Source organism: Hymenobacter sp. UYP22 (assembly GCF_040547285.1).
Lineage (GTDB): Bacteria > Bacteroidota > Bacteroidia > Cytophagales > Hymenobacteraceae > Hymenobacter.
Genome location: NZ_JBEPPK010000001.1, coordinates 428,214 through 450,119, shown reverse-complemented (window position 1 = coordinate 450,119; position 21,906 = coordinate 428,214). Strand labels below are relative to the sequence as shown.

Here is a 21,906-nt window from a genome sequence, read left to right as displayed (position 1 = left end):
AAATGGTTGAGAGGCGCAAACTGTGCAGAAGAGACGATTCACAACTTCACCTTTCACAATTTCACCTTTGTTATTACACCTTAAACCCTACGCGCTTGGGGCGCTGCCCGTCGAAGAAGTGCAGGGCCAGCTTGTAGCTCTCGAGCTTGAAGCCGCTGATGCTGCCGATGCAATTGCGGCCCAGCAGGCTTTTCTGGCGGAACTCCTCGCGGGCGTGCAGGTTGCTCAGGTGCACCTCCACCACGGGCGCACCAATGGCGGCCACGGCATCGGCCAGGGCCACGCTGGTGTGGGTGTAGCCGCCGGCGTTGAGCACAATGCCGTGGTGGCTGAAGCCCACCTCGTGCAGCTTGTCAATGAGTTCCCCCTCGTGGTTGCTCTGGAAATACTCCAGCTCCAGGTTGGGGAAGGCTTCGCGGAGCTCGGGCAGGTAGTCTTCAAACGAGCGGGTGCCGTAGATGCCCGGCTCGCGGCGGCCCAGCAGGTTGAGGTTGGGGCCGTTAAGGAGGAGAATTTTCATGGGAGTGCGTAGTGGTTAGGGCCTGGTGCTGGGCCGGTAGCAAGCAGGGTCGAAGACAGAGTGTGTAGCTTGCGCCGGAAGCTGGTGCTGCAAGCTACGGCTGCCCGGCAAGTAAAGCGAAGTTTACCGGCTACGCACGCAGTGGCCGATGGCCAACTGCCAAGCACCAGGCACTAACAACCAAGCATTTTCCCTCATGTCTACCTGGGCCATCACCATTAAGCAGTTTGCCGGCTACCTGCAGCTGGAGAAGTCGTTGTCCTCGAACTCGGTGGAAGCCTACGTGCGCGACGTGGAAAAACTGCGCCAGTACCTGGAGCTGGAGAAGCTGCCCGCCTCGCCCCAGCAGGTAACCACCCGCATCCTGCGCGACTTTCTGGCCTGGCTGGGCGGGTTGGGCATGGAAGCCACTTCCCAGGCCCGCACCCTCTCGGGCATCAAGGCCTTCTACCGCTACCTCATCATGGAGGACTTGCTGACCATTGACCCCACCGACACGCTGGACGCGCCCAAAACCGGCCGTAAGCTGCCCGATACGCTCAGCTACCCCGAAATTGAGCTGGTGCTGGGAGCCATTGATTTGAGCACGCCCGAGGGCACCCGCAACCGGGCCATGCTAGAGGTGCTCTACAGCTCAGGCCTGCGCGTGAGTGAGCTCACGGGCCTGCGTCTCTCCAACCTCTACGCCGACCAGGGTTTTGTGCGGGTAACCGGTAAGGGCAACAAGGAACGGCTGGTACCTATTGGGCGGGATGCGCTCAAGCACCTGGGTTTCTACCTGCAAGGCATCCGGGCCCACCTGGATATCAAGCCCGGCCACGAGGATACCGTGTTTTTGAACAAGCGCGGCAGCGGCCTCTCGCGGGTAATGGTGTTCAACATCATTAAAAGCGCCGCCGTGGCCGCGGGCATTCAGAAAAGCATCAGCCCCCACACGTTCCGCCACTCCTTCGCCACGCATTTAATTGAGGGCGGGGCCGATTTGCGGGCGGTGCAGGAAATGCTGGGCCACGAGAGTATCACCACCACCGAAATCTACACTCACCTCGACCGGGACTACCTGCGGCAGATTATCACCGAGTTTCACCCCCGCAGCTAGGGTGGTACGGGCTACGCCTGATGCTGCTGGCAGCTGCTGAGCCACTCAATGGCCTCCGGGGCGTTATCGAACAGCTGGATTTCGAAGGCGCTGAACAGCATGTGTACCGGCGTGGCCGTGAAGGACGTGGCGAACTTGTGGGCCTGCGTGACGTGGGCCACGTAGCGCAAACCCGCCCGGGCCGCCGCCGGACCCCACTCGTGGGTCAGCCAGTGCACCGAGTCGAACCAGGGGCCGTCGAGCTGGCTGTTGTCGTTGAGCAGGTAGGGGCAGTGAAACTCGTTGAGCATTTCCAAGCTCACGATGCCGCCCTGCTGCGCCTGGTCGGGCCCCACAAATCCCCGCCATACGGTCCGGAGCCACTGGCTGGTGGGGTCGTAAGTGAGTTGGCAGTACACGGTAGCATCGGGGGAGGAGAGTAGGCGTTGCGTCATAGCGGTAGGCAGCAGTAGGGCGAAACATGACTAACGCGAAGGAGGCCCTTGGGGATGCTGTTGAGGTAACGACTATTTTTGCCGGCTCGCCGCCGTAGCCTTTTGTATGCCCGAGTTAAGGTCTGTTTTTTCTGCGCGCCTCCAGGCGGCCTGGCCGCTATGGGGGGCAGTGCTGCTGCTACTCCTGCTCAGTGCGGCGTACCTGGCCCCGGCCGGCCGCACCTATATCCTCCTCGATGACAACCTGGATACTGAGCTGGCGGTGCCCTCCGTGCTGGTGCAGGAGGGTAAGGCCCTGGACTACCAGCCCGCCACGCGGGTAGAGCACTTGCAAGGTGGCATTCCGCGCAACGCGCTGCGGCCGGGCCTGCAGCCGCTGGTGGGCCTGATAGCCCTGTTGCCGCCCCTCCCAGCCTACCTCTGGCACGAGCTGCTGGTGCGCCTGGCGGGGCTGGTGGGCATGTACGTACTGCTGCGCCGCTACGGCCTGCATCGGCCCGAGGAGGCAGCAGCTTGCGCCGCGCTGGCCCTGGCCTGGGCGGTGCTACCGACCTACACGGCCTACGGGGTATCGGTGCTGGGGCAGCCCTGGGTGCTGTGGGCGTTACTAAATCTGCGGGCCAGGCGGCTAGTGGCCGTAAGCGTTGCGGCGCTGGTGGGGTTTGCGCTGTGGTCGAGTTTGGTGCTGGCCGGGCTGTTTGTGCTGGCTGGGGCCGGTGGGGTACTGCTCTACGATGCGCTGCGCAACCGGCGGCTGGTGTGGGGGCCGTGGCTGGGGCTGCTAGCCATGACGGCCACCTACTTGGTGGTCGAATATCCGCTGGTGTCGTCCTTGCTGATTGAGCGGCAATTTGTGCCCCACCGCCTGGAGTTCGACCTGGCCCGGCTGGCTCCCGGTGGGGTAGGGGCGGGGCAGGTGGCAGCAATGCGCTACTTTGCCTTGGGCCAGTATCACGCCAGCTTGTTTCCCCGGTTGGCTCCGCTGCTGGCCGCCGGGGCGGCCGTTACTCTGGCCGCTCCCGGCCCGGCCCGGCAGCTACTCCGGCGGCGCCTGGCCCTGGGGCTGGCCGCGCTGGCGGCACTGGCGTTGTTCTGTGGGTTCTACCCCCAGTTACTACCAGGCCTGCAACGGGCCGTGCCGCCACTGCGGGCATTCAACCTCACTCGCCTGCACTTCCTCACGCCGCTGGCGTGGTTTGGGGTATTGGTCCTGAGCTTGCGCCATTTGCCGGCGGGTCGTGCCCGGTGGGCGCTCATTGGGTTGCAAATACTGGTGGGCCTGGGCATGAATTCTGAGTGGACGCGCAACGTGCAGCGGCAGTTAGGCCGCCTGCCCGCCTCCGAGCCCACCTACGCGGCCTATGTAGCCCCCGAACTGCTGGGCCAGGTGCAGCGGGATATCCGGCGGCGCACCGGCCAGGAGCCGGCCGCTTACCGGGTGGCTTGCCTGGGTCTGCCGCCGGCCGTGGCCTCGCTCAACGGCTTTTATACGCTGGATGCCTACCTCAACAACTACCCGCTGCCCTACAAGCACGCATTTCGGGAGCTGATAGCCGGGGAGCTGGTCAAAAGTCCGGAATTGCGCACCTACTTCGATGCCTGGGGCAACCGGTGCTACCTGTTTTCGGCCGAGCTGGGCAAGAATTTCCGGGTGGGGGCGTTACCCGAGCGAGTGGTGCAGCACTGGGCTTTCAACGGGGCCGCGTTCCGCCGCCTGGGTGGGCGCTACGTGCTGTCGGCTGCTCGCCTGGCCCGCCCCCAGGAGAGTGGGCTGCGGCTATTTGGGCACTACCGCCAGCCGGGGGCCTACTGGCACCTGTGGGTGTACGAGGTGACATGGTGAAGTGGTGAAATGGTGAGTTGGACGTTCAATTGAGCTATATCGGGCAAACCGCGCAAGTAGTGGAAGCAGAACATCCAACTCACCACTTCACTACTTCACCATTTCACCACCTCACCGTTTATGCCTAGATTTGGTTTTTGGCGAGTATTCTGATGGCTAAAAATACCTACAAGCAACAACCTGATTCGGCCGCGGGCCGCTCCAACGAGCCCCGGCCCGTAGCTGAGCCCAAAACGGCCCGTAATCAGTCGCGCCCGGCGGCGGAGCCAGCCCGGGAGAACCGCCGGAATGAGCCCCGTACCGCCGCGCCCAAACCCCCACGCAAGCCTATCAAGCTGCCGACCGTTAAGCTCGGTGGGCTGTTCGATTTTCTGCGGGACCGGCGCTTTCAGCTGTTTCTGGGCTTCTTCTTCCTCATCGGCTCCATTTACCTCACCATTGCCTTCATTTCCTTCCTGTTCACGGGCCACGCCGACCAGAGCGTAACCGAGAACGTGGGCAATGCCACCGTCAATCAGGCCGGGCAGGAAACCAGCAACTGGCTGGGCCTGCTCGGGGCCCTCACGGCCCAGTTCCTGATTCAGAACGGCTTCGGGGTAGCAGCTTTTGCCGCCATTCCCATCGTGTTCTTCCTGGGCTACAAAATCGTGTTCCGCCGGGCCGATGTGTCCTTCACCTACGTGCTGGCCCTGTGCCTGTTTATCATGGTGTGGCTGAGCGTGTTGCTGGGCTACGTGGTGCTCAGCATCCAGGGCCCCGGCACCGACCCCGCCCTGGCCCATAGTCTCGATTTTCTGTGCGGACGGGTGGGCTACGAAACGGCCTTTTGGCTGGATAGCCTCATTGGCTGGGGCACGGTGCTGCTGCTGGCCTTCGTGCTGATTTCCTTCGTAGTCTTCTTCTTTAACGTCACCAGCCTCAACCTGAACTTGCGCCGTAGCGCTGGAGATGAGGAGGACGATGAAGAAGAGCCCGTAGCTGCGCCGGACTTTGCCGGCAACCGGGCCGCTGCTACCGTCGCGCCCTGGGCCGAGGAAGAAGAGGAAGAGCCTGAGTTAGGCATTACACTGCGCAAAGTAGGCCCGCTGGCAACCCCAACCGCCCCCGTAGCACCGGAGCCAGTTCCCGTTGAGCCAATCCGCACTGGCCCGGTAGCCTCCCTAGTTTTCAATGGAGCGGCGCCGGAAACAGCTCCCCTTGTAGCACCCGTGGCAGCTTCCGCAACGGTGGCGGCGGGCGGTTTGGCGGCTTCAGCTGCTGCCGTGCCGCTGAGCGTGGCGGCGGCCGGTGCTGCCGTAACTGCGGCGGTACTTCCAGCGGCCCCGGCCGGCCCCAGCTTCTCCTTTGAAATGGCGCCCGAAGAGCCGGCGCGTCCGGCCGCGCCAGTGGCTTCGGCTAGCGTGCCCACGCCGCTTTCCTTGGCTGATTTGGCCGATGATAATACCCCGTTGCCAGCCCCGGCTTTGGTAGCGCCCGTAGTAGCTGCACCTTTAGCTGCCGTACCCGCACCAGTGGCTGCTTCCGGCCTCTCCTTTGAGGTGGAAGACTCTACCAGCACCCCCGAGCTAGACCCCTCCGCAGGGGCCGATATGGCCGTTATTGCTGAGGAAGCAGAGGACGAAGAGGCCATGCCCACCGGCGAGTACGACCCCACCCTCGACCTACCCCGCTACCAGTACCCCACCCTGGAACTGCTCAACGACTACGGCGTGGCCAAAGCGCAGGTATCCAAGGAGGAGTTGGAGGCCAATAAGGACCGCATTGTGGAAACCCTGGGGCACTACGGCATCAACATTGCCAGCATTAAAGCCACCATTGGCCCCACCGTCACGCTCTACGAAATTGTGCCCGATGCCGGGGTGCGCATCTCCAAAATCAAGAGTCTGGAAGATGATATTGCCCTGAGCCTGGCCGCCCTGGGTATCCGTATCATTGCGCCCATTCCAGGCAAGGGCACTATTGGTATCGAGGTGCCAAATACCAAGAAGGAAATGGTGAGCATCCGCTCGGTATTCAACACCGAGAAGTTCATCGGCACCGAAATGGACCTGCCCATTGCCTTCGGCCGCACCATTACCAACGAGGTATTTGTGGTAGATTTGGCCAAAATGCCCCACTTGCTCATGGCCGGGGCCACGGGCCAGGGTAAATCGGTGGGCCTGAACGTGATTCTGGCTTCGTTGCTCTACAAGCGCCACCCCTCGCAGCTGAAGTTTGTGCTCGTCGATCCTAAAAAGGTGGAATTGAGCATCTTCAACAAGATTGAGCGCCACTTCCTGGCCAAGCTGCCCGAGTCGGAAGAGCCCATCATCACCGATACCAAAAAGGTGGTGAACACGCTCAACTCCCTGTGCATGGAAATGGACCGGCGCTACGACCTGCTCAAGGACGCCGGCTGCCGCAACCTCAAGGAGTATAACCGCAAGTTCGTGGAGCGCCGCCTTAACCCCAAGAAGGGCCACCGCTACATGCCCTTCATTGTGCTGGTAATTGACGAGCTGGCCGACCTGATGATGACGGCCGGCAAAGAGGTGGAAACGCCCATTGCCCGTCTGGCCCAGCTGGCCCGTGCCATCGGTATTCACCTGATTGTAGCCACCCAGCGCCCCTCGGTGAACGTGATTACCGGCATCATCAAGGCCAACTTCCCCTGCCGGATTTCCTTTAAGGTGACCAGCAAAATCGACTCCCGTACCATCCTGGATGCTGGCGGGGCCGACCAGCTCATCGGCCAGGGTGACATGCTGATTTCCCAGGGCTCGGACATCATTCGGGTGCAGTGTGCCTTTATTGATACGCCCGAGGTAGACCGTCTCTGCGACTTTGTGGGCGAGCAGCAGGGCTACCCCAACGCCTACGAGCTGCCCGAAGTACCCGGGGAAAGCGGCAGCGGCAACGGCGACGGGGACGAGTTCGACATGAGCGACCGGGACGCCATGTTTGAGGAAGCCGCCCGCGTGATTGTGCTGCACCAGCAGGGCAGTACCTCCCTCATTCAGCGCAAGCTCAAGCTGGGATACAACCGCGCCGGCCGTCTCATCGACCAGCTGGAGCACGCCGGTATTGTGGGTCCGTTTGAGGGCAGCAAAGCCCGGGAAGTATTAATTCCGGACGAGTACAGTTTGGAACAGTTGTTGAATAGCCTATCTAAGTAGGAAGCAGCGCACGAAAAGAGAGAAAATCAATGGCTCCGGCAATCTGTTGAAAACAAAGTGCCGTTTCTCTCGTCTCTGTACTCACTACCCCCATTCACCACCAACCATTGCAATGAAAAAATATCTCGCCCTGCTCGCTTTATCCGTGTCCCTGACCTCCGTGGCCACGGCGCAGCAGGACCCCAAAGCGGGTAAGATTTTGGACCAGATGAGCGCCAAGTACCAGGCCATGAAAGCCTTCAAGGCCACCTTCACCCAAACCCTGGAAAACGACGCGGCCAAGGTGAAGGAAAACCTCTCGGGTGATATTACCGTGAGCGGCCAGAAGTTTCGCCTGAAAATGAGTGGCCAGGAGGTTATCAACAACGGCAAAACCATGTGGACCTACATGAAGTCGGAAAACGAGGTGAACATCTCGGACTACGAGCCGGAGGAAGGGGAGGTGTCGCCTTCGCAGATTTACACCCTCTACAAAAAGGGCTACAAGTACGCCTATGTGCAGGAGGCCAAGGAAGGCGGCGAAGTGGTGGACGTAATCGACCTTTCGCCCGAGGACCGCAACAACCCCGTGTACAAAGTGCGCCTGAAAGTGGGCCGCACCGATAAGGCGGTAAAAAGCTGGCAGATGTTCAAGAAGAACGGCAACCGCTACACCTACCGCATCAGCAAATTCCAGCCTAACACGCCGGTAGATGCCACTACCTTCAACTTCGACAAGACCAAGTACAAAGGTGTGAAGGTGATTGACCTGCGCTAATCCGCCGTTACTTTGTCCGGCCGACCGGCCCGCTTCTGCACCAGCAGGGGCGGGCCGTTTGCTTTCCAGCCGGGTAAAGCAGTACTTGGGGCAACTGTCGAGCTGCTGGTGCAGAAGCGGCAGTATTGCAGTATTACCGATAGATATTTCGCTCGTGCTATGGCTATTCCGGCAATGAAGGAGGACTTTCTCCACTACGTATGGCAGCATCAATACTACGATAAAACCGACCTGCGCACGGAAGATGGCCAGCCCGTAACCGTGCTGCGCCCCGGCCACCGCAACCCCGATGCCGGCCCCGATTTCCTGAATGCCCGCCTGAGGCTGGGCGAAGTGGAATGGAACGGGGCGGTAGAAATCCACATCCGGGCTTCCGACTGGCACCGCCACCAGCACCAAACCGACGGCAAGTACGACCAGGTGATTCTGCACGTGGTGTACGCGGCCGATGCGCCGGTGCAGCGCACCAACGGCTCCGATATTCCGGCCCTAAGCCTGGGCACACGGCTGGCGCCCGGCCTGCTGACGGCTTACGAGCAGCTCAGCAACCAGCCCGCCGAGGCGGCGTTGCCCTGCGCCCCACTGCTACCCCAGGTACCCGAGCTGACCCGCACCATGATGCTGGGCCGGGCGCTGCTGGAGCGCGTGGAGCAGAAGGCCGACCGCATTGCCGACCTGCATCAGCAGGTAGCCGAGGATTGGGAAGCCACCGCCTGGCACGCCTTAGCCGGGGCCTTCGGCTTCCAGAAAAACGCCGAACCCATGAGCCAGTTGGCCCGCGCCTTGCCGCTAAGCCTGGTGCGCCGCCACCGCCACGATGCCCGCCAGCTGGCGGCGCTGCTATTCGGGCAGGCCGGCTTTTTGGGGGAGGAACCCGCTGATGAGTACAGCCGGCAGTTGCGCACGGAGTATGAGTTTCTGCGCCACAAGTACAACCTGCACGGCACCGCCCTGGCTACCTATGACTGGAATTTCCTGCGGATGCGGCCGGCCAACTTTCCCACCGTGCGCCTAGCCCAGCTGCTGGCCCTGCTGCACGCCCGCCCCACGCTATTCGATGCCCTGCTGACGGCCCAGAATGTGCGGGCACTGGAGCAGTTTTTTGCCGCGCCGTTGCCCGAGTACTGGCAGACGCACACCCGGCCGGGCAAACCGGGCAAAGTAGCAGTGCTGGGCCGGACTAGTATCCATTTACTCATTACCAATGTAGTAGTACCCCTACGGGTAGCCTACGCCCGCTCCACCGGCAACCCCGAGCAGGTGGAAGCCGCCGTAACCTTGCTGGAGCAGCTGCCGCCCGAGCACAACCACCTCACAGCCCCCTACGAAGCGGCCGGCTTCCTGAACAAATCTGCCGCCGATTCCCAGGCGCTGCTGGCGTTGCAGCGCGGCTACTGTGCCCCGCGCCGCTGCTTAGCCTGCGGCATTGGCGCCCGGTTGTTGCGCCAGCCGGCCGGGCCGCTGTAACTGCGGGCCGGCTGTTACCTTTGTAGCTGGCTATACTTCCCCGTCCGTTGCTGTTTCGACTTGTACTTGCCCTGGGCCTGAACGCCGGGCTGCTGCTGCTCCTGTGGCGGTGGCTACCCCGGGTACGGCAGTTGCCGACAGTAGGTAAATGGGTATTGCCTACGCTGACGCTCAAGCTGGTGGCCACGGCGCTGGCGGTGTGGTTGATGAGTGAGGATGCCCGGTATTTTACGTTGTGGGCCACCCGCATGACCGACCAGCTGCACCAGGCCCCGGCCCAATGGCTATATATGCTCGGACAGGATGAATTTCGGTGGCGAAGCTGGAAGCTGATTTTTCACGGGTTTTCCAATACGCTCTTCCTTATGAAGCTGCTTTCGGTGCTCAACCTGGCCAGCCTGGGCAGCGCCTGGCTCAACGGTTGCTACCTATCACTGTTCAGCTTTGTGAGCGGGTGGGAACTGGTGCGGAAGCTGCGGCTGCGCTGGCCCGAAACCCCGGCCGGAGCCGGGGTAGGGGCATTTCTGTGCTGGCCCACGGTGGTGTATTGGACCTCGGGCCTGACCAAGGAAAGCCTGCTGGTAGGTAGCGGAGCCTTGGTGCTGGCCCTGATGATGCACTTGGGCTATGGCGGCACGCAGCGGCGTGGCTGGGCGCTGGCAAGCCTGGTCGTTGTGGTCGGGCTGCACTTCAAAATGCGCTATTTCTTTGCCGTGGTGCTGTTTGGCGTGCTGGCGGGCCTGGCGCTGGTGCTGGTGCTGCAACGCCTGGGTACGGCACGTTCCCGGCTAGGGCAGGCCATTGTGATGCTCGGGCTGCTGCTGCTGGGGGCGTGGGCGGCCAGTGAAGTAAGCCCGGTATTCCGGGCCAATAAGTTTACCTCCCAGCTACAGCGCAACTACACCGAGCTGCTGGCCTCTTCCGGGCAGCGGCCCCACCTGGAGTACCCCCGGCTGCAGCCCACCACCGAAAGCGTACTGTGGCACACGCCTAAAGCTGTTTTCAATACGCTGTCGAGACCCTGGCCCTGGGAAGGAGGCACGCTGCTGTACGTGGTGGCGGGCCTGGAAAATCTGTTACTGCTGGCTTTGCTGGCCGTGGCCGTAGTGGCCACGGCGCAAGGGCGAGGCGGACGGCTGCCATTCGGAGTGGTGCTGGCTCTGCTTCTTTACTGCGTTATTCTGGCGGCGCTGCTGGGCCTCACTACGCCCAACCTGGGCACCCTGAACCGCTACAGGGTAACGTTTCTGCCGTTTCTGGTGTTTCTAGCCCTGCAAAACGACTACACGGCCCGGCTGTTGCGGCGGGTGGGGCTATAACCCCGAGCTCCGCTGGGCACCCCATTTAAAACTAATTGGGCACCCCGTATCTTTGCAGTTGTTGTATGAATCCTCACCGGCCGCCCCGCGGCCGTTTTTGCTACCGATGGAAAACCCCGTAATCATCCTGGGCGCGCAAGCCGTAGGCACCGCCGCCCTCGATGCCTTTCAAAGCAACGACGTAGTAGTGTACTGCCTGCTCGACGATAAAGCCGAGCTGCAGAACACCGAGCTGAACGACGTGCCCGTGATGGGCAACACCGACGATAAGGAGCTACTGAAGCTGCTGGGCAAAAAGTGCGAGGTATTCGTGGCTACCGAAGATACCGCCAGCCGCCGCAGCCTCACCAACATGCTCCGCGAAGAATACACCGTGGCTCCCGTCAACGCCATTCACCAGCGGGCCAGCGTGTCGCCCCACGCCTGGCTGGGCCACGGCAACCTGGTGGGCGCCAACGCCGTGGTGGCCGGAACCGCCAAACTCGGCGACGGCTGCATTCTGGGCGCTAACGTGGTAGTGGATGTGAAAGCCGAAGTAGGTGACTATGCCCAACTGGGCGCGGGTGCTATTCTCAACGCCGAAGTGCAGGTGGGGGAGCAGGCCTTTATCGGGGCTGGGGCGGTAATCGTGGCCGGCGTGAAAATCGGGGCCAAAGCCCGCGTGGGTGCCGGCTCGGTAGTCGTGGCCGATGTAGCCGCCGGCCAAACCGTATTCGGTAACCCTGCTCAGAAAGTTTAGAGCCAAGAACGTAGATCTGAGAACAAAGCTCCCTCACAGGTGTCTCAGTTCTCCCTTCTGACATCTTACTTCTAGTAACAATGGACTACCTCGTTTTACTGTACTACTGCTACACGCCCATCGACAATCCGGAGCAGTTCCGGGAGGAGCACCACCGGCTGTGCCTGAGCCTGAACCTGCTGGGGCGCATTATTGTGGCGGCTGAAGGGCTGAACGGTACCGTTTCGGGCCGGCGTGCGGACTGTGAGGAGTACATGCGCCTGATTAAAGCCGATCCGCGCTTTGCCGCGCTGGAGTTTAAGGTAGAAGAAGCCCCGGCCCATACCTTCCAGAAGCTGCACGTGCGCGTGAAGTCGGAAATTGTGCACGTGGGCCTGCCCCACATCAAGCCCTACGAGCGTACCGGTATTCACCTGTCGCCCACCGAGTTCCGGGACCTGAAGGACCAGCAGGACGTGATAGTGTTGGATGTGCGCTCCGACTACGAGCACAGCCTGGGCCGCTTTAAAAACGCCGTGACGCTGGATATCGAGAACTTCCGGGAGTTTCCGGAGAAGGTGCAGGAGCTGGAGCAGTACCGGGGCAAGAAAATCCTGACGTACTGCACCGGCGGCATCAAGTGCGAGAAGGCCTCGGCTTTTTTGCTGGAGCAGGGCTTCGAGGACGTATACCAGCTGCACGGTGGTATTATCAAGTACGGGCTGGAAGCTGGGGGTGAGGACTTCGACGGTAAGTGCTACGTGTTTGATGGCCGCGTGGCGGTGGATGTGAACAGCGTCAACCCCACCGTTATCAGCCGGTGCCACCACTGCCGCACGCCCTCCGACCGGATGGTAAACTGCGCCAACCCTCACTGCAACGCCCACGTGCCGCTCTGCGAAACCTGCGGTGCGCAGCTGGAGGGCGCCTGCTCTACCACCTGCCAGCAGCATCCCGATAAGCGCCCCTACGACGGCACCGGCACCTACCCCAAAGTCAGCAACCACTACAACCCCGAGCAGGGCCTGCTTTCTTACCGCGCCCCAACGGGAGTTAAAAATTAAGAATGAAGAATTAAAAATGGCAGCTTTCAGCAGGTATGACCGCAACAACGGCTAGCACGTTTTTGAAAGCATCCATTATTGATTTCTGTTACTTTTTAATTTTTAATTCTCACTTTTTAATTTCCTAATTCCCCACCCATGCCCATCGCCGAATCGGAGCTGATCCTCAATAAGGACGGCAGCATCTACCACCTCAACCTGCTGCCCGACCACCTGTCCGAAACCATCATCACGGTGGGCGACCCGGAGCGGGTGCCTTCCGTCAGCCAGCATTTCGACTCTATCGAAACCAAAATCCACAAGCGCGAATTCGTGACGCACGTGGGCTACTACCAGGGCAAGCGCCTCACCGTTATCAGCACCGGTATGGGTACTGATAACATCGACATCCTGATGAACGAGCTGGATGCGCTGGTGAACGTGGACCTGGTAACCCGGGAGCCGCGCCCCCTGGAGGAGCGCATCAACCTGCGCATTGTGCGGGTGGGCACCAGCGGCTCCCTGCAGGCCGATATTCCGGTGGGCACCATGCTGGCCTCCGAGCACGCCGTGGGCCTGGATTCCTTGATGCAGTTTTACCCGCTGGTGGAAACCGGCCTGGAGGTAGAAGTGGCCACCGGCATCCAGCAGGCCCTGCAGCTGCCCTACCGCCCGTACTGCGTGCGGGGCTCCGATTTGCTGCGCGAGCAACTGGGCTTTGATATGGTGAAGGGCAATACGCTCACCTGCCCCGGTTTCTACGGTCCCCAGGGTCGGGTGCTGCGCCTTGATTTGCGCCTACCCAACCTGATTCAGGAGTTCCAGCAGTACCGCCACCAAAGCGCCGAGGGCGAGTTCCGCCTCACCAACTTCGAAATGGAAACGGCCGGCTACTACGCCCTGGGCCGCATGCTGGGCCACGAAGTACTGTCGCTGAACGCCATTGTGGCTAACCGCGCCACCGGCGAGTTTGCCACCAACTCCGAGCAAGTCATCAACGACCTCATCCAGAAAACCCTGGACCGCCTCTAAGACCACTGATTTCACGGATTTTTCGCGGATTGCACGGACTTTGTAGACGATTAGTGCGTGGTTTACTTATAGCAAGTACTAGTGCATCCACTGCATAGAAAAGAGGCTGGCCAACTTGGCCAGCCTCTTTTCTCGTCATACCGAGAATGAATCGTCTACGAAATCCGTGCAATCCGCGAAAAATCCGCGGAATCAGTGGTTCTAGTAGAAGTCGAAGGCTACTACGGCCCGCAGGGGAATGGTGATGCCCGCTTTAAGGGTGATATATTCCTCGTGCAGGGCCCAGAGCGTGGTATAGACGCGCTTGGTGGCACCGTCGGCCGTCTGGAAGTAGATGTCGAGCTTGCCGTGGTAGCCGTTGCCCAGGGTAGTGCCGCGTTCCGCGTCGTGACGGCGGCGTTTGATGTCAGCGGGGTCGGTGAGTACATCCTGAGAAGGAAACTGCAGGGTTGGAATGACTTCCTTCTCGATGGTTTCAATAGCGGCGTCGGTAGGCTTAAGTTCGGGTATCATAAGTGAGCAAGTAAAAAGGCCGGAGGCAGATGGTCTCTGCGGCAAGCATACGGAAGGCCGGATGGAGTACAGATGAACATTCCCAGCGGCTTTCTGATCCGGGAATGGCCATGCGGTGTGCCTCTGTGTACGCAACAACCACCCGCAGGGTACAACCACAACCGTGCCCAACTGCCTCAAAATGCCGTTACGCCAGCCCTAGTACCCGGAATATCTGCGGATTAGGCCTAGATAAGCTGAGCCAGGAAATTCATTGTGTCAACCCCATCAGCGTAGTCGGAAATGCCGGGGTGCTGGGCCTGGCCGAACGCAACGCTGCCGGGGTACTGCGCCCCGCCCGATACCAAACACTGAGTTTGGGCGGCTACATCCGTGAGCTGATCCAGCAAATCTACCTCGCTGGCGTAGGCCACGTGGTGCAGCACCGAAATAGGCGAAACCAACTGGGCACTTTCCGTGAGCAGCAGGAACCCGGAATCCAGGTGGGGTACCCGGTTCACCAGCAGAATGCTCTTGTTGTAGTCGTAGTTATTCTGGTAGCGGTTGTGCTCCAGCACGCGGTGCCAGGGCTGCAAGGCGTCCAGCAACGGCGTGAAGTTGTAGCCCTGGGGGGCATATAGCTTGCTCACGTTGCGGCAGCCCAGACCGTAATACCGGAAAATGTCCTCGCCCAGCAAACCCAGGTCGTGGTCCGATTCGCGGCCGGTCAGCACCGCCAAGCTGGTGCGGTTGCGCCGGATGATGTGGGGCTTCTTACCGAAGTAGTAGTCAAAGTAGCGGGCCGTATTGTCGGAGCCGGTGGCAATGAAGGCGTCAGCGGCATTCAGGCGCTCAACCAGCTGAATCCGGTCGGCGAAGCGGGGCTCCAGCTGCACCAATTCATCCAGCACCCAGCGCATAAGCACGGTATCATCCTTGCTAAGCTTGGCCAGCAGCACGTGCCCGGACAGCAGCACGCACAGCGCGTCATGAAAACCTACCAGGGGAATATTGCCGGCCATTACCACGCCCACCAGGCGCGGGGTGGCGGGCTCCGGGGGGTAACGGGCCGACCAGCGCCGCAGGGGCTCCTCGCGCAGTAGCTCGGCTACGCCGCGCAGGGCTGCCAGCACGTTGGGTTGGTCGAACCACGGGTTCTGGTTGCGGCACTGGCTCAGGAGGGAGTACAGCGCGTCGTCGGGCTCCTGGGTGGGAAGGGTAGCGAGGCGGTGGCCCAGGGCTACAAAGGCGGCCAGGCGGTTGGGGTGCTGCATATCGGTGGGGAAGGAAAGTCGGGACAGAAAGAAAAACAAACAGGAACGGCGGCAAAATTACTCAACTGTGTACGGCTTATTCCTAATTTTGCCGGGTCGCATCCTGCCACCGGCCGGTTGCGTACTCTCCCTTACCGATTCTTTCTACCGTTTAACTGAACCCTGCGGCTATGGCCATCATGATAACCGACGAGTGCATCAACTGTGGTGCCTGCGAACCGGAATGCCCCAACACGGCTATTTACGAAGGTGGTGCCGCCTGGCGCTGGGCCGATGGCACCCGCCTGAAAGAAGTGCAGCAGGATGGAGGCAAAGTAGTATCGGGCGTGGCCCCGCAAACCCCCATTTCCGACGAGTACTACTACATCGTGTCCGACAAGTGCACGGAGTGCGTGGGCTTTCACGAAGAGCCCCAGTGTGCCGCCGTGTGCCCCGTGGACTGCTGCGTGGACGACCCGGATTACCGCGAATCCCAGGACAAGCTGCTGAGCAAAAAGCAGTGGCTGCACCAGGAAGCCTAAATCACGGATTTAGACGGATTTGTCGGATTACACGGATTTTTTGACACGAGTGGCGCAACAAAAAAGCCTCCCTAATGGGAGGCTTTTTTGTTGAAACACACGAAGCTGTGCGGTAAGGTGAAAAACGCTGTCATCCTGAACGGAGCGAAGGACCTTATCACCTTGGACGGTTCGTGTTAACGGGATAAGGTCCTTCGCTCCGTTCAGGATGACAAGCATAAACCACTCGCGTATCACCTGGCAACTGGTGTTGTGGCGGAGTCAGGATTCGAAGCGGAGGGTGCGGCCCGCCGCTTGTTCCTGGGCCAGCAGGGTCAGAAACTCGCCGCGGCTTACTTCCTCAGCCCCCAGCGCGGCCAAATGAGGCGTCAGCTGCTGAATATCGAGCAGCCCTGCCCCCTGGTTGCGCAGGCTGTCGGCCAGTGCTACTAGGGCCAGCTTGGAAGCGTTGGGCTGATAGTGAAACATACTTTCGCCGGCAAACACGCCCCGCACCGAAACGCCGTAGAGGCCACCAATCAGCTCGGGGCCGTCCCATACCTCCACGCTGTGGGCGTAGCCGGCCTGGTGCAGGGCCGTGTAGCCGCGCAGCAATTGGGGCGTAATCCAGGTGCCATCCTGGCCGGGGCGGGGTTGCTGCTGGCAGGCACGCATCACCTGCTCAAATGCCTCGTTGAAGCTGATGCGCCAAGTGGATTGCCGCCGTATCCGCGCCAGGCTGCGGCCCACGTGCAGGCGCTCCAGCCGCAGAATACCGCGCCGGGGCGGGCAAAACCAGGGCAGCACTGGCCACTCCGGCACCGGCCACGGAAAAATACCCCGGCTGTAGGCGGCCACCAGGTTTTCAACGGTTGGTGTACCGCCGGCCAGCACCAGCCCCTCCACGGAGTCGTCGGCGGCAGCATCGGGGTTGTTAGGGAAGGGCAGGAGCATCAGGTGCCACAATTGAAGTACTTGTCGTAGGCCGACTCTGGGATGAGACGAAACTGGCTCAGGAACTTGATGGGCCACTTCAGCAGCCGAATCAGCTCATAATTATTGGGGTAGTCGCGGAAGGTCCTGGGTGGAGTAGCCACAATCTGCTCAAACTCCGGGCGGGTAAGGCCCAGGCGCTTGATACACAGATCAATGACTTTATGATCCTCAATACTATTGACGTGCTGCACCCGCTTCAAGGCTACTTCCCGGGGCATCTGGCCGGAGCGCACCAGGGCCGAGTAGTTGAACAGCCGCCGGTCGATGCCAAATTTGGTGCGGTTGAGGTAGTAGATGACGCTCTGGTATAAATCGTCGAAATAGTGCGCCCCGGGGTTTACCCAGCCCAGCTCCCGCGCCAGCAGCTCATCCACCTCGGCGCGCACGTAATCCACGTGGTAGAGCAGGGTCACGGTTTTAATGCGGCGGATAAAGGCGTAATAGAACATTTCCCGAATATCCAGGTGAAAGCCCGGGTCACTGGGCTTCCAGGGCCGCAGCGGCACCGTACCGAACTGCTTGTGCACGGCCTTCAGGTACTTGCCATCCAGGTAATTCCAGCTTAGCGGGGCAATGCCTTCGGTGCGGAACGACTGCCCGATGACAATGCGCTGAATACCTTCTTTGGCCGCCACCCCGTACAGAGCCGTGGCAATGCCCACGTCGGTGCCTTCCTCCATATCGGGCACGGAGGCTTTCAGGAAGGCAATTTTCAGGTCCTTGGATTCGCGCCAGTCGGAGGTGATGGTGCGCATTTCTACGCCCAGCTTGCGGCAGGCCTTGGTCATGTTCTCGCCCGCCACGGGGTTGCCGAAGCCGTCATTGAAGTGCACAGCCAGGGGGCGCAGCCCCAGCTTTACCACGCAGTACCAGAGCGTAAACGATGAGTCGCGCCCCCCACTGACGCCCAGCACGCAGTCGTACTTGTTGCCCTGGCCCAGCTTTTTGATGTCCGCCGCCATTTCCTGCACGTGGCGGGCCCCCGCCTCACCCAGCGGAAAGGCCCGGTCCATTTTGTCGTGCAAGACACAAAAATTACACTCCCCCGTCGCACCGAACTGAATACCGGGTACAGTGGTATCCATAATACAGCGGGAGCATTGTCGGTAGATGTTGGTCATGCAGTCAGGAGTAGAGTACGGGCTGGAGGACGTATTCTGAAATTAAACTCTAGATAAAGCCCGGCACCAGAGCTGCAAGAGAAACTGGTTTATGCGGGCAGCTTATCGAAGCGGAACCCCTTGCGCTGGAGCATCTGGCCAATCTGGGTGCCTTGCTCGGCGCGTACCGGCCGAGGCAGGTCAGCCACTACCAACTCGCCGGCAAACTCATTGAACGTGCCCTGGGCCCGGATGCCGCTGGCGTCCACGGCCAGCGAGCAGCCCACGCTTTTCTTGCCCTCATAGGGCCCACCCACGATATAGCCGACGGAGGTAGTGCCCACCACCGATACGTTATAGAGCTGTGCCAGAATGGAATAGGGCTTTACCCACTTCTCGCGGTAGGGGTCGTCTTCTTCCGTGATGGAATAGTCCACCGTCCAGGAAGAGGGCGAGAGGATGAACTCGGCCCCCATGCGGGCCAGCGTGTGCCCGATGGGCAACCCATCCAGGAAGTTGTCGGCGCAGATGTTGACCCCGATTTTGCCCAGGGGGGTATCCACCACGTTCAGGGTCTGGCCCACCGCGTAAAACGGCAGCTCTACTTCCAGGAGGTTGATTTTGTGATATTTGCAAATAATTTCGCCCTGCGGATTGATGAGGATGGCGGCGTTGTAGTTGCGGCCATCGGGCGCGCGCTCCGTGAGGCCCGCGCAGATATAGAACTGATGCTGCCGGGCCGCCTGACAGAGTCGGTCGGAGTAGGGGCCGGGAATGGGCTGAGCCTCGGTGAGGGCGCTGGGGTGAGTCCAAGCAAAATCCAGGGTTTCGGGCAGCAGCACTACGTCGCAGTGGCGGGCGGCGGCCTCCGCAATCATGCGCTCGGCCCGCTCCAGGTTGCGTTCCGGTTCCCCGCCTTCCACCAGCAGCTGGCCCATGCCTACCCGGATGGAACCGGCAAATGCAGGGAGAACAGTGGGGGGCGGAGGCAAAGCTGCTGCCACTGGCACGGCTGGCGCAACTGCGGGTTTACGAAAGGAGAAAAAAGCCATACGCACGCGTCAACAACAGGAAGCAGGAGAGAATAGAATGGGACCGATAAAATAAGGTGGGGTGAGGGAGGGAGGACGGGGGTACTGTTAAGTTCCAAAAATAGAGGTTCTCCCAGAATGAAATAATTGAACCCGGAAATAAGCCGGAAAAGATAACGCGGGCGAAGCGGATCAGGCCGCCCGGCTCGTCGGCCACCACCGGCGGGCAGCCTATTTCCGGCCCCCGCCCGAATTGCCTACTTTTGCGCCCGTATCTGAACCGACTTTCCCGCCGATGTCCATCGCCAAAACCTATACCCCCGCCGACGTTGAAGCCAAATGGTACCAGCGCTGGCAGGAGCAGGGCTTCTTCAAAGCCAAAGCCAACCCCCGCAAAAAGCCCTACACCGTGGTGATTCCGCCGCCCAACGTAACGGGCGTGCTGCACATGGGCCACATGCTCAACAATACTATTCAGGATGTGCTGGTGCGCCGGGCCCGCATGCAGGGCAAGGAAGCCTGCTGGGTGCCAGGCACCGACCACGCCTCCATTGCCACCGAAGCCAAGGTAGTGGCGCTGCTGAAGGAGCAAGGCATTGAGAAGAAGGATCTGACCCGGGAGCAGTTTCTGGAGCACGCCTTTGCCTGGAAGGAAAAGTACGGCGGCATCATTCTGGAGCAGCTCAAGCAGCTGGGCGCCTCCTGCGACTGGGACCGGACCCGCTTCACCATGGAGCCCGAGCTGACCGAAGCCGTGCTGCGCGTGTTCGTGGATCTGCACCAGAAAGGCCTCGTGTACCGCGGCATCCGGATGGTGAATTGGGACCCGCTGGGCCAGACGGCGCTGTCCGATGAGGAAGTAATTCCGAAGGACGTAATGGCCAAGATGTATCATTTAAAGTACGAAGTAGTGAGTAGTGAGTATGTAGACTCTGCCCAAGAGCAAGGGGAAAAGTCTCAATACTCAATACCCAATACTCAATACTTAACAGTAGCTACCTCGCGCCCTGAAACCATTATGGCCGACGTGGCGGTGGCGGTGAACCCCAACGACCCGCGCTATACGCACCTGCACGGCGCGAAAGTGCGGATTCCGCTGCTGAATCGAGAAATTCCGGTGATTCTAGACGAGTACGTGAGCATCGACTTCGGCACGGGCGCGCTGAAGGTGACGCCGGCCCACGATTTGAACGACTACGAGCTGGGCGTCAAGCACAACCTGCCGGTTATCGACATCCTGAACAACGACGGCTCACTCAACGAAAAAGCCGTGCTGTACGTGGGCCAGGACCGCTTTGCCGCCCGCCGCAACATTGTAAAAGACCTGGAGGAAGCCGGCCACCTGGTGAAGGTGGAGGAGTACGCCAGCATCGTGCAGACCTCGGAGCGCACCAAGGCCGTCATTGAGCCGCGCCTGAGCTTGCAGTGGTTCCTGAAAATGGAGCACCTGGCCAAGCCAGCCCTGGAAGTGGTGGAAAACGACACCGTGAAGCTGCACCCGGCCAAGTTCAAGAACACCTACCGGGTGTGGATGGAGAACGTGCGCGACTGGTGCATTTCGCGGCAGCTGTGGTGGGGCCAGCAGATTCCGGCCTACTACCTGCCCGATGGTACCTACGTGGTGGCCCTCACCGCCGAGGAAGCCCTGATCCAGGCCCGCGAGCAAAGCGGCAACGCCGACCTGCAGCTCACGGACCTGCGCCAGGACGAGGACGTGCTGGATACCTGGTTTTCGTCATGGCTGTGGCCGATTTCGGTGTTCGACGGGTTCAAGGACCCCGACAATGCCGACGTGAACTACTTCTACCCCACCAACGACCTGGTGACGGGGCCGGACATTCTGTTCTTCTGGGTCGCCCGCATGATTATGGCTGGTCTGGAGTACCGCAAGGAAGTACCGTTCCGCAACGTGTACCTCACCGGCATCGTGCGCGACGCCCAGGGCCGCAAGATGAGCAAGCAGCTCGGCAACTCGCCCGATCCGCTGGACCTCATCAAGCAGTTCGGGGCCGACGGCGTCCGGACCGGCATGCTGTTCTCGGCCCCGGCCGGCAATGACCTGCTCTATGATGAAAAGCTGGTGGAGCAGGGTCGTAACTTTAGCAACAAGCTCTGGAACGCCTTCCGCCTGATCAAGGGCTGGGAGGTGGATGCTGCGCTGCCCTTCCCCAACGAGAAGGCTGTGGAGTGGTTCTCGGCCAAGCTGAACGCTACTATTGCCGAGCTGGACGAGCACTTCGAGAAGTTCCGGATGTCGGACGCGCTGATGACGGTGTACAAGCTGGTGTGGGACGACTTCTGCTCGGAGTACCTGGAGATGATCAAGCCCGCCTACCAGGCCCCCATCGACCCGGAAACGCTGCGCCTGACCACCGTTTTCCTGGAAACCCTGCTCAAGCTGCTGCACCCGTTCATGCCCTTCATCACCGAAGAAATCTGGCATGAGCTGAAGGAGCGGGGCCCCAAGGAGTACGTGTGCGTGGCCGCCTGGCCCAAGGTGCAGCCCGTAGCCAACAGCGCCGAGGTGCTGGCCCGCATGGAGCGCGCCCTCGGCATTGTGGGGGGCGTGCGCACCATCCGCAACCAGAAGGGCCTGGGTCCCAACAAGCCCCTGACCCTGGCCGCCAAAACCGACGACGCCCAGTTGCTCACGGACTACGACGGTATCATCCGCAAGCTGGCCGCCCTCACCGACGTATCGGTGGTGACGGAAGCGCCGGCGGCTTCGGTGGGCTTCGTGGCGGGCAGCAGTGAGTTCTTCGTGCCGCTGGAAGGGCAGATTGACCTCGGGGCCGAGAAGGAGCGCCTCAGCAAGGAGCTGGAATACGCCCAGGGCTTCCGCGACTCGGTGCTGAAAAAGCTGGCCAATGAGAAGTTCGTGGCCAACGCCAAGCCCGACCTAGTAGAGCGCGAGCGGCAGAAGCTGGCCGACGCCGAAGCCAAAATCACCGCCTTGGAGCAAAGCCTGGCGGCGCTGTAAGCCGGCGGGTCCAGCCTTTCCGTCATCCTGAACGGAGTGAAGGACCTTATCACGTGAGCGTACGGATTGAGTCGTGCATGCGTGGTAAGGTTCTTCACTCCGCTCAGGATGACATTTTTATGGGCTTACCGCTGCCCTTCGCAAAT

General features: G+C 60.8%; 18 protein-coding genes. 11 read left to right on the top strand and 7 right to left on the bottom strand.

Going from position 1 to position 21,906, the window contains the following annotated elements; genetic code table 11:
* Nucleotides 1-73: 73 nt before the first annotated feature.
* Nucleotides 74-520: a type II 3-dehydroquinate dehydratase gene (gene aroQ / locus ABIB60_RS02025; protein ID WP_354577364.1), complete on the bottom strand. Its 447-nt coding sequence runs from the start codon at nt 518-520 to the stop codon at nt 74-76.
* Between the two features lie 196 nt (nt 521-716).
* Here aroQ and xerD point away from each other — a divergent pair, with 196 nt between their 5' ends.
* On the top strand, nt 717-1,619 hold the full coding sequence (gene xerD / locus ABIB60_RS02020) for a site-specific tyrosine recombinase XerD (RefSeq protein ID WP_354577363.1): 903 nt from the start codon (nt 717-719) through the stop codon (nt 1,617-1,619).
* An 11-nt stretch (nt 1,620-1,630) separates the two neighbouring features.
* Here the strand turns inward: xerD and ABIB60_RS02015 are convergent, their stop codons facing one another.
* The gene (locus ABIB60_RS02015) at nt 1,631-2,053 is read right to left on the bottom strand and encodes a hypothetical protein (RefSeq protein ID WP_354577361.1); all 423 of its coding nucleotides are present in this window, start codon (nt 2,051-2,053) and stop codon (nt 1,631-1,633) included.
* 106 nt (nt 2,054-2,159) lie between these two features.
* On the opposite strand from ABIB60_RS02015, the gene ABIB60_RS02010 reads away from it, so the two are divergent.
* From ABIB60_RS02010 to ABIB60_RS01975, 8 genes are all read left to right on the top strand, one after another.
* On the top strand, nt 2,160-3,896 hold the full coding sequence (locus ABIB60_RS02010; protein WP_354577359.1) for a DUF6044 family protein: 1,737 nt from the start codon (nt 2,160-2,162) through the stop codon (nt 3,894-3,896).
* Nucleotides 3,897-4,048: 152 nt separating this feature from the next.
* Nucleotides 4,049-7,051: an FtsK/SpoIIIE family DNA translocase gene (locus ABIB60_RS02005; protein WP_354577357.1), complete on the top strand. Its 3,003-nt coding sequence runs from the start codon at nt 4,049-4,051 to the stop codon at nt 7,049-7,051.
* A 112-nt stretch (nt 7,052-7,163) separates the two neighbouring features.
* Nucleotides 7,164-7,808, top strand: a complete 645-nt coding sequence (gene lolA1, locus ABIB60_RS02000; protein ID WP_354577355.1) for an outer membrane lipoprotein periplasmic chaperone LolA1 — start codon at nt 7,164-7,166, stop codon at nt 7,806-7,808.
* Nucleotides 7,809-7,967: 159 nt separating this feature from the next.
* Nucleotides 7,968-9,275, top strand: a complete 1,308-nt coding sequence (locus ABIB60_RS01995) for a DUF2851 family protein (RefSeq protein WP_354577354.1) — start codon at nt 7,968-7,970, stop codon at nt 9,273-9,275.
* Nucleotides 9,276-9,322: 47 nt separating this feature from the next.
* Nucleotides 9,323-10,594 carry a hypothetical protein gene (locus ABIB60_RS01990; RefSeq protein ID WP_354577353.1) on the top strand — a complete coding sequence of 424 codons (1,272 nt, stop codon included), beginning with the start codon at nt 9,323-9,325 and terminating at the stop codon, nt 10,592-10,594.
* Between the two features lie 106 nt (nt 10,595-10,700).
* Nucleotides 10,701-11,333 (top strand): NeuD/PglB/VioB family sugar acetyltransferase, encoded by a 633-nt coding sequence (locus ABIB60_RS01985; protein ID WP_354577351.1) that lies wholly within the window; start codon nt 10,701-10,703, stop codon nt 11,331-11,333.
* An 80-nt stretch (nt 11,334-11,413) separates the two neighbouring features.
* Nucleotides 11,414-12,376: an oxygen-dependent tRNA uridine(34) hydroxylase TrhO gene (trhO, locus tag ABIB60_RS01980; protein WP_354577349.1), complete on the top strand. Its 963-nt coding sequence runs from the start codon at nt 11,414-11,416 to the stop codon at nt 12,374-12,376.
* Nucleotides 12,377-12,514: 138 nt separating this feature from the next.
* On the top strand, nt 12,515-13,387 hold the full coding sequence (locus ABIB60_RS01975; RefSeq protein ID WP_354577348.1) for a nucleoside phosphorylase: 873 nt from the start codon (nt 12,515-12,517) through the stop codon (nt 13,385-13,387).
* 201 nt (nt 13,388-13,588) lie between these two features.
* Here ABIB60_RS01975 and ABIB60_RS01970 read toward each other — a convergent pair whose 3' ends face one another.
* Nucleotides 13,589-13,900 carry a hypothetical protein gene (locus ABIB60_RS01970; RefSeq protein WP_316000160.1) on the bottom strand — a complete coding sequence of 104 codons (312 nt, stop codon included), beginning with the start codon at nt 13,898-13,900 and terminating at the stop codon, nt 13,589-13,591.
* 227 nt (nt 13,901-14,127) lie between these two features.
* Nucleotides 14,128-15,192, bottom strand: a complete 1,065-nt coding sequence (locus tag ABIB60_RS01965) for an acyl-CoA reductase (protein WP_354577347.1) — start codon at nt 15,190-15,192, stop codon at nt 14,128-14,130.
* A 131-nt stretch (nt 15,193-15,323) separates the two neighbouring features.
* Between ABIB60_RS01965 and ABIB60_RS01960 the strand changes: the two genes are divergently transcribed.
* Complete coding sequence (locus tag ABIB60_RS01960) at nt 15,324-15,674, top strand: 4Fe-4S dicluster domain-containing protein (RefSeq protein WP_316000162.1); 351 nt, start codon at nt 15,324-15,326, stop codon at nt 15,672-15,674.
* Between the two features lie 261 nt (nt 15,675-15,935).
* Here the strand turns inward: ABIB60_RS01960 and aat are convergent, their stop codons facing one another.
* The 3 genes from aat to ABIB60_RS01945 all read right to left on the bottom strand — a co-directional run bounded on the left by aat (nt 15,936) and on the right by ABIB60_RS01945 (nt 18,801).
* Complete coding sequence (gene aat / locus ABIB60_RS01955; protein WP_354577345.1) at nt 15,936-16,607, bottom strand: leucyl/phenylalanyl-tRNA--protein transferase; 672 nt, start codon at nt 16,605-16,607, stop codon at nt 15,936-15,938.
* Nucleotides 16,607-17,770, bottom strand: a complete 1,164-nt coding sequence (locus ABIB60_RS01950) for an N-acetyl sugar amidotransferase (protein ID WP_354577344.1) — start codon at nt 17,768-17,770, stop codon at nt 16,607-16,609. Before ABIB60_RS01950 ends, aat begins: the two co-directional genes overlap by 1 nt.
* A gap of 89 nt (nt 17,771-17,859) precedes the next feature.
* Complete coding sequence (locus ABIB60_RS01945; RefSeq protein WP_354577342.1) at nt 17,860-18,801, bottom strand: carbon-nitrogen hydrolase family protein; 942 nt, start codon at nt 18,799-18,801, stop codon at nt 17,860-17,862.
* A gap of 274 nt (nt 18,802-19,075) precedes the next feature.
* On the opposite strand from ABIB60_RS01945, the gene ABIB60_RS01940 reads away from it, so the two are divergent.
* Nucleotides 19,076-21,760 (top strand): valine--tRNA ligase, encoded by a 2,685-nt coding sequence (locus ABIB60_RS01940; RefSeq protein ID WP_354577341.1) that lies wholly within the window; start codon nt 19,076-19,078, stop codon nt 21,758-21,760.
* The last annotated feature ends 146 nt before the right edge of the window (nt 21,761-21,906 follow it).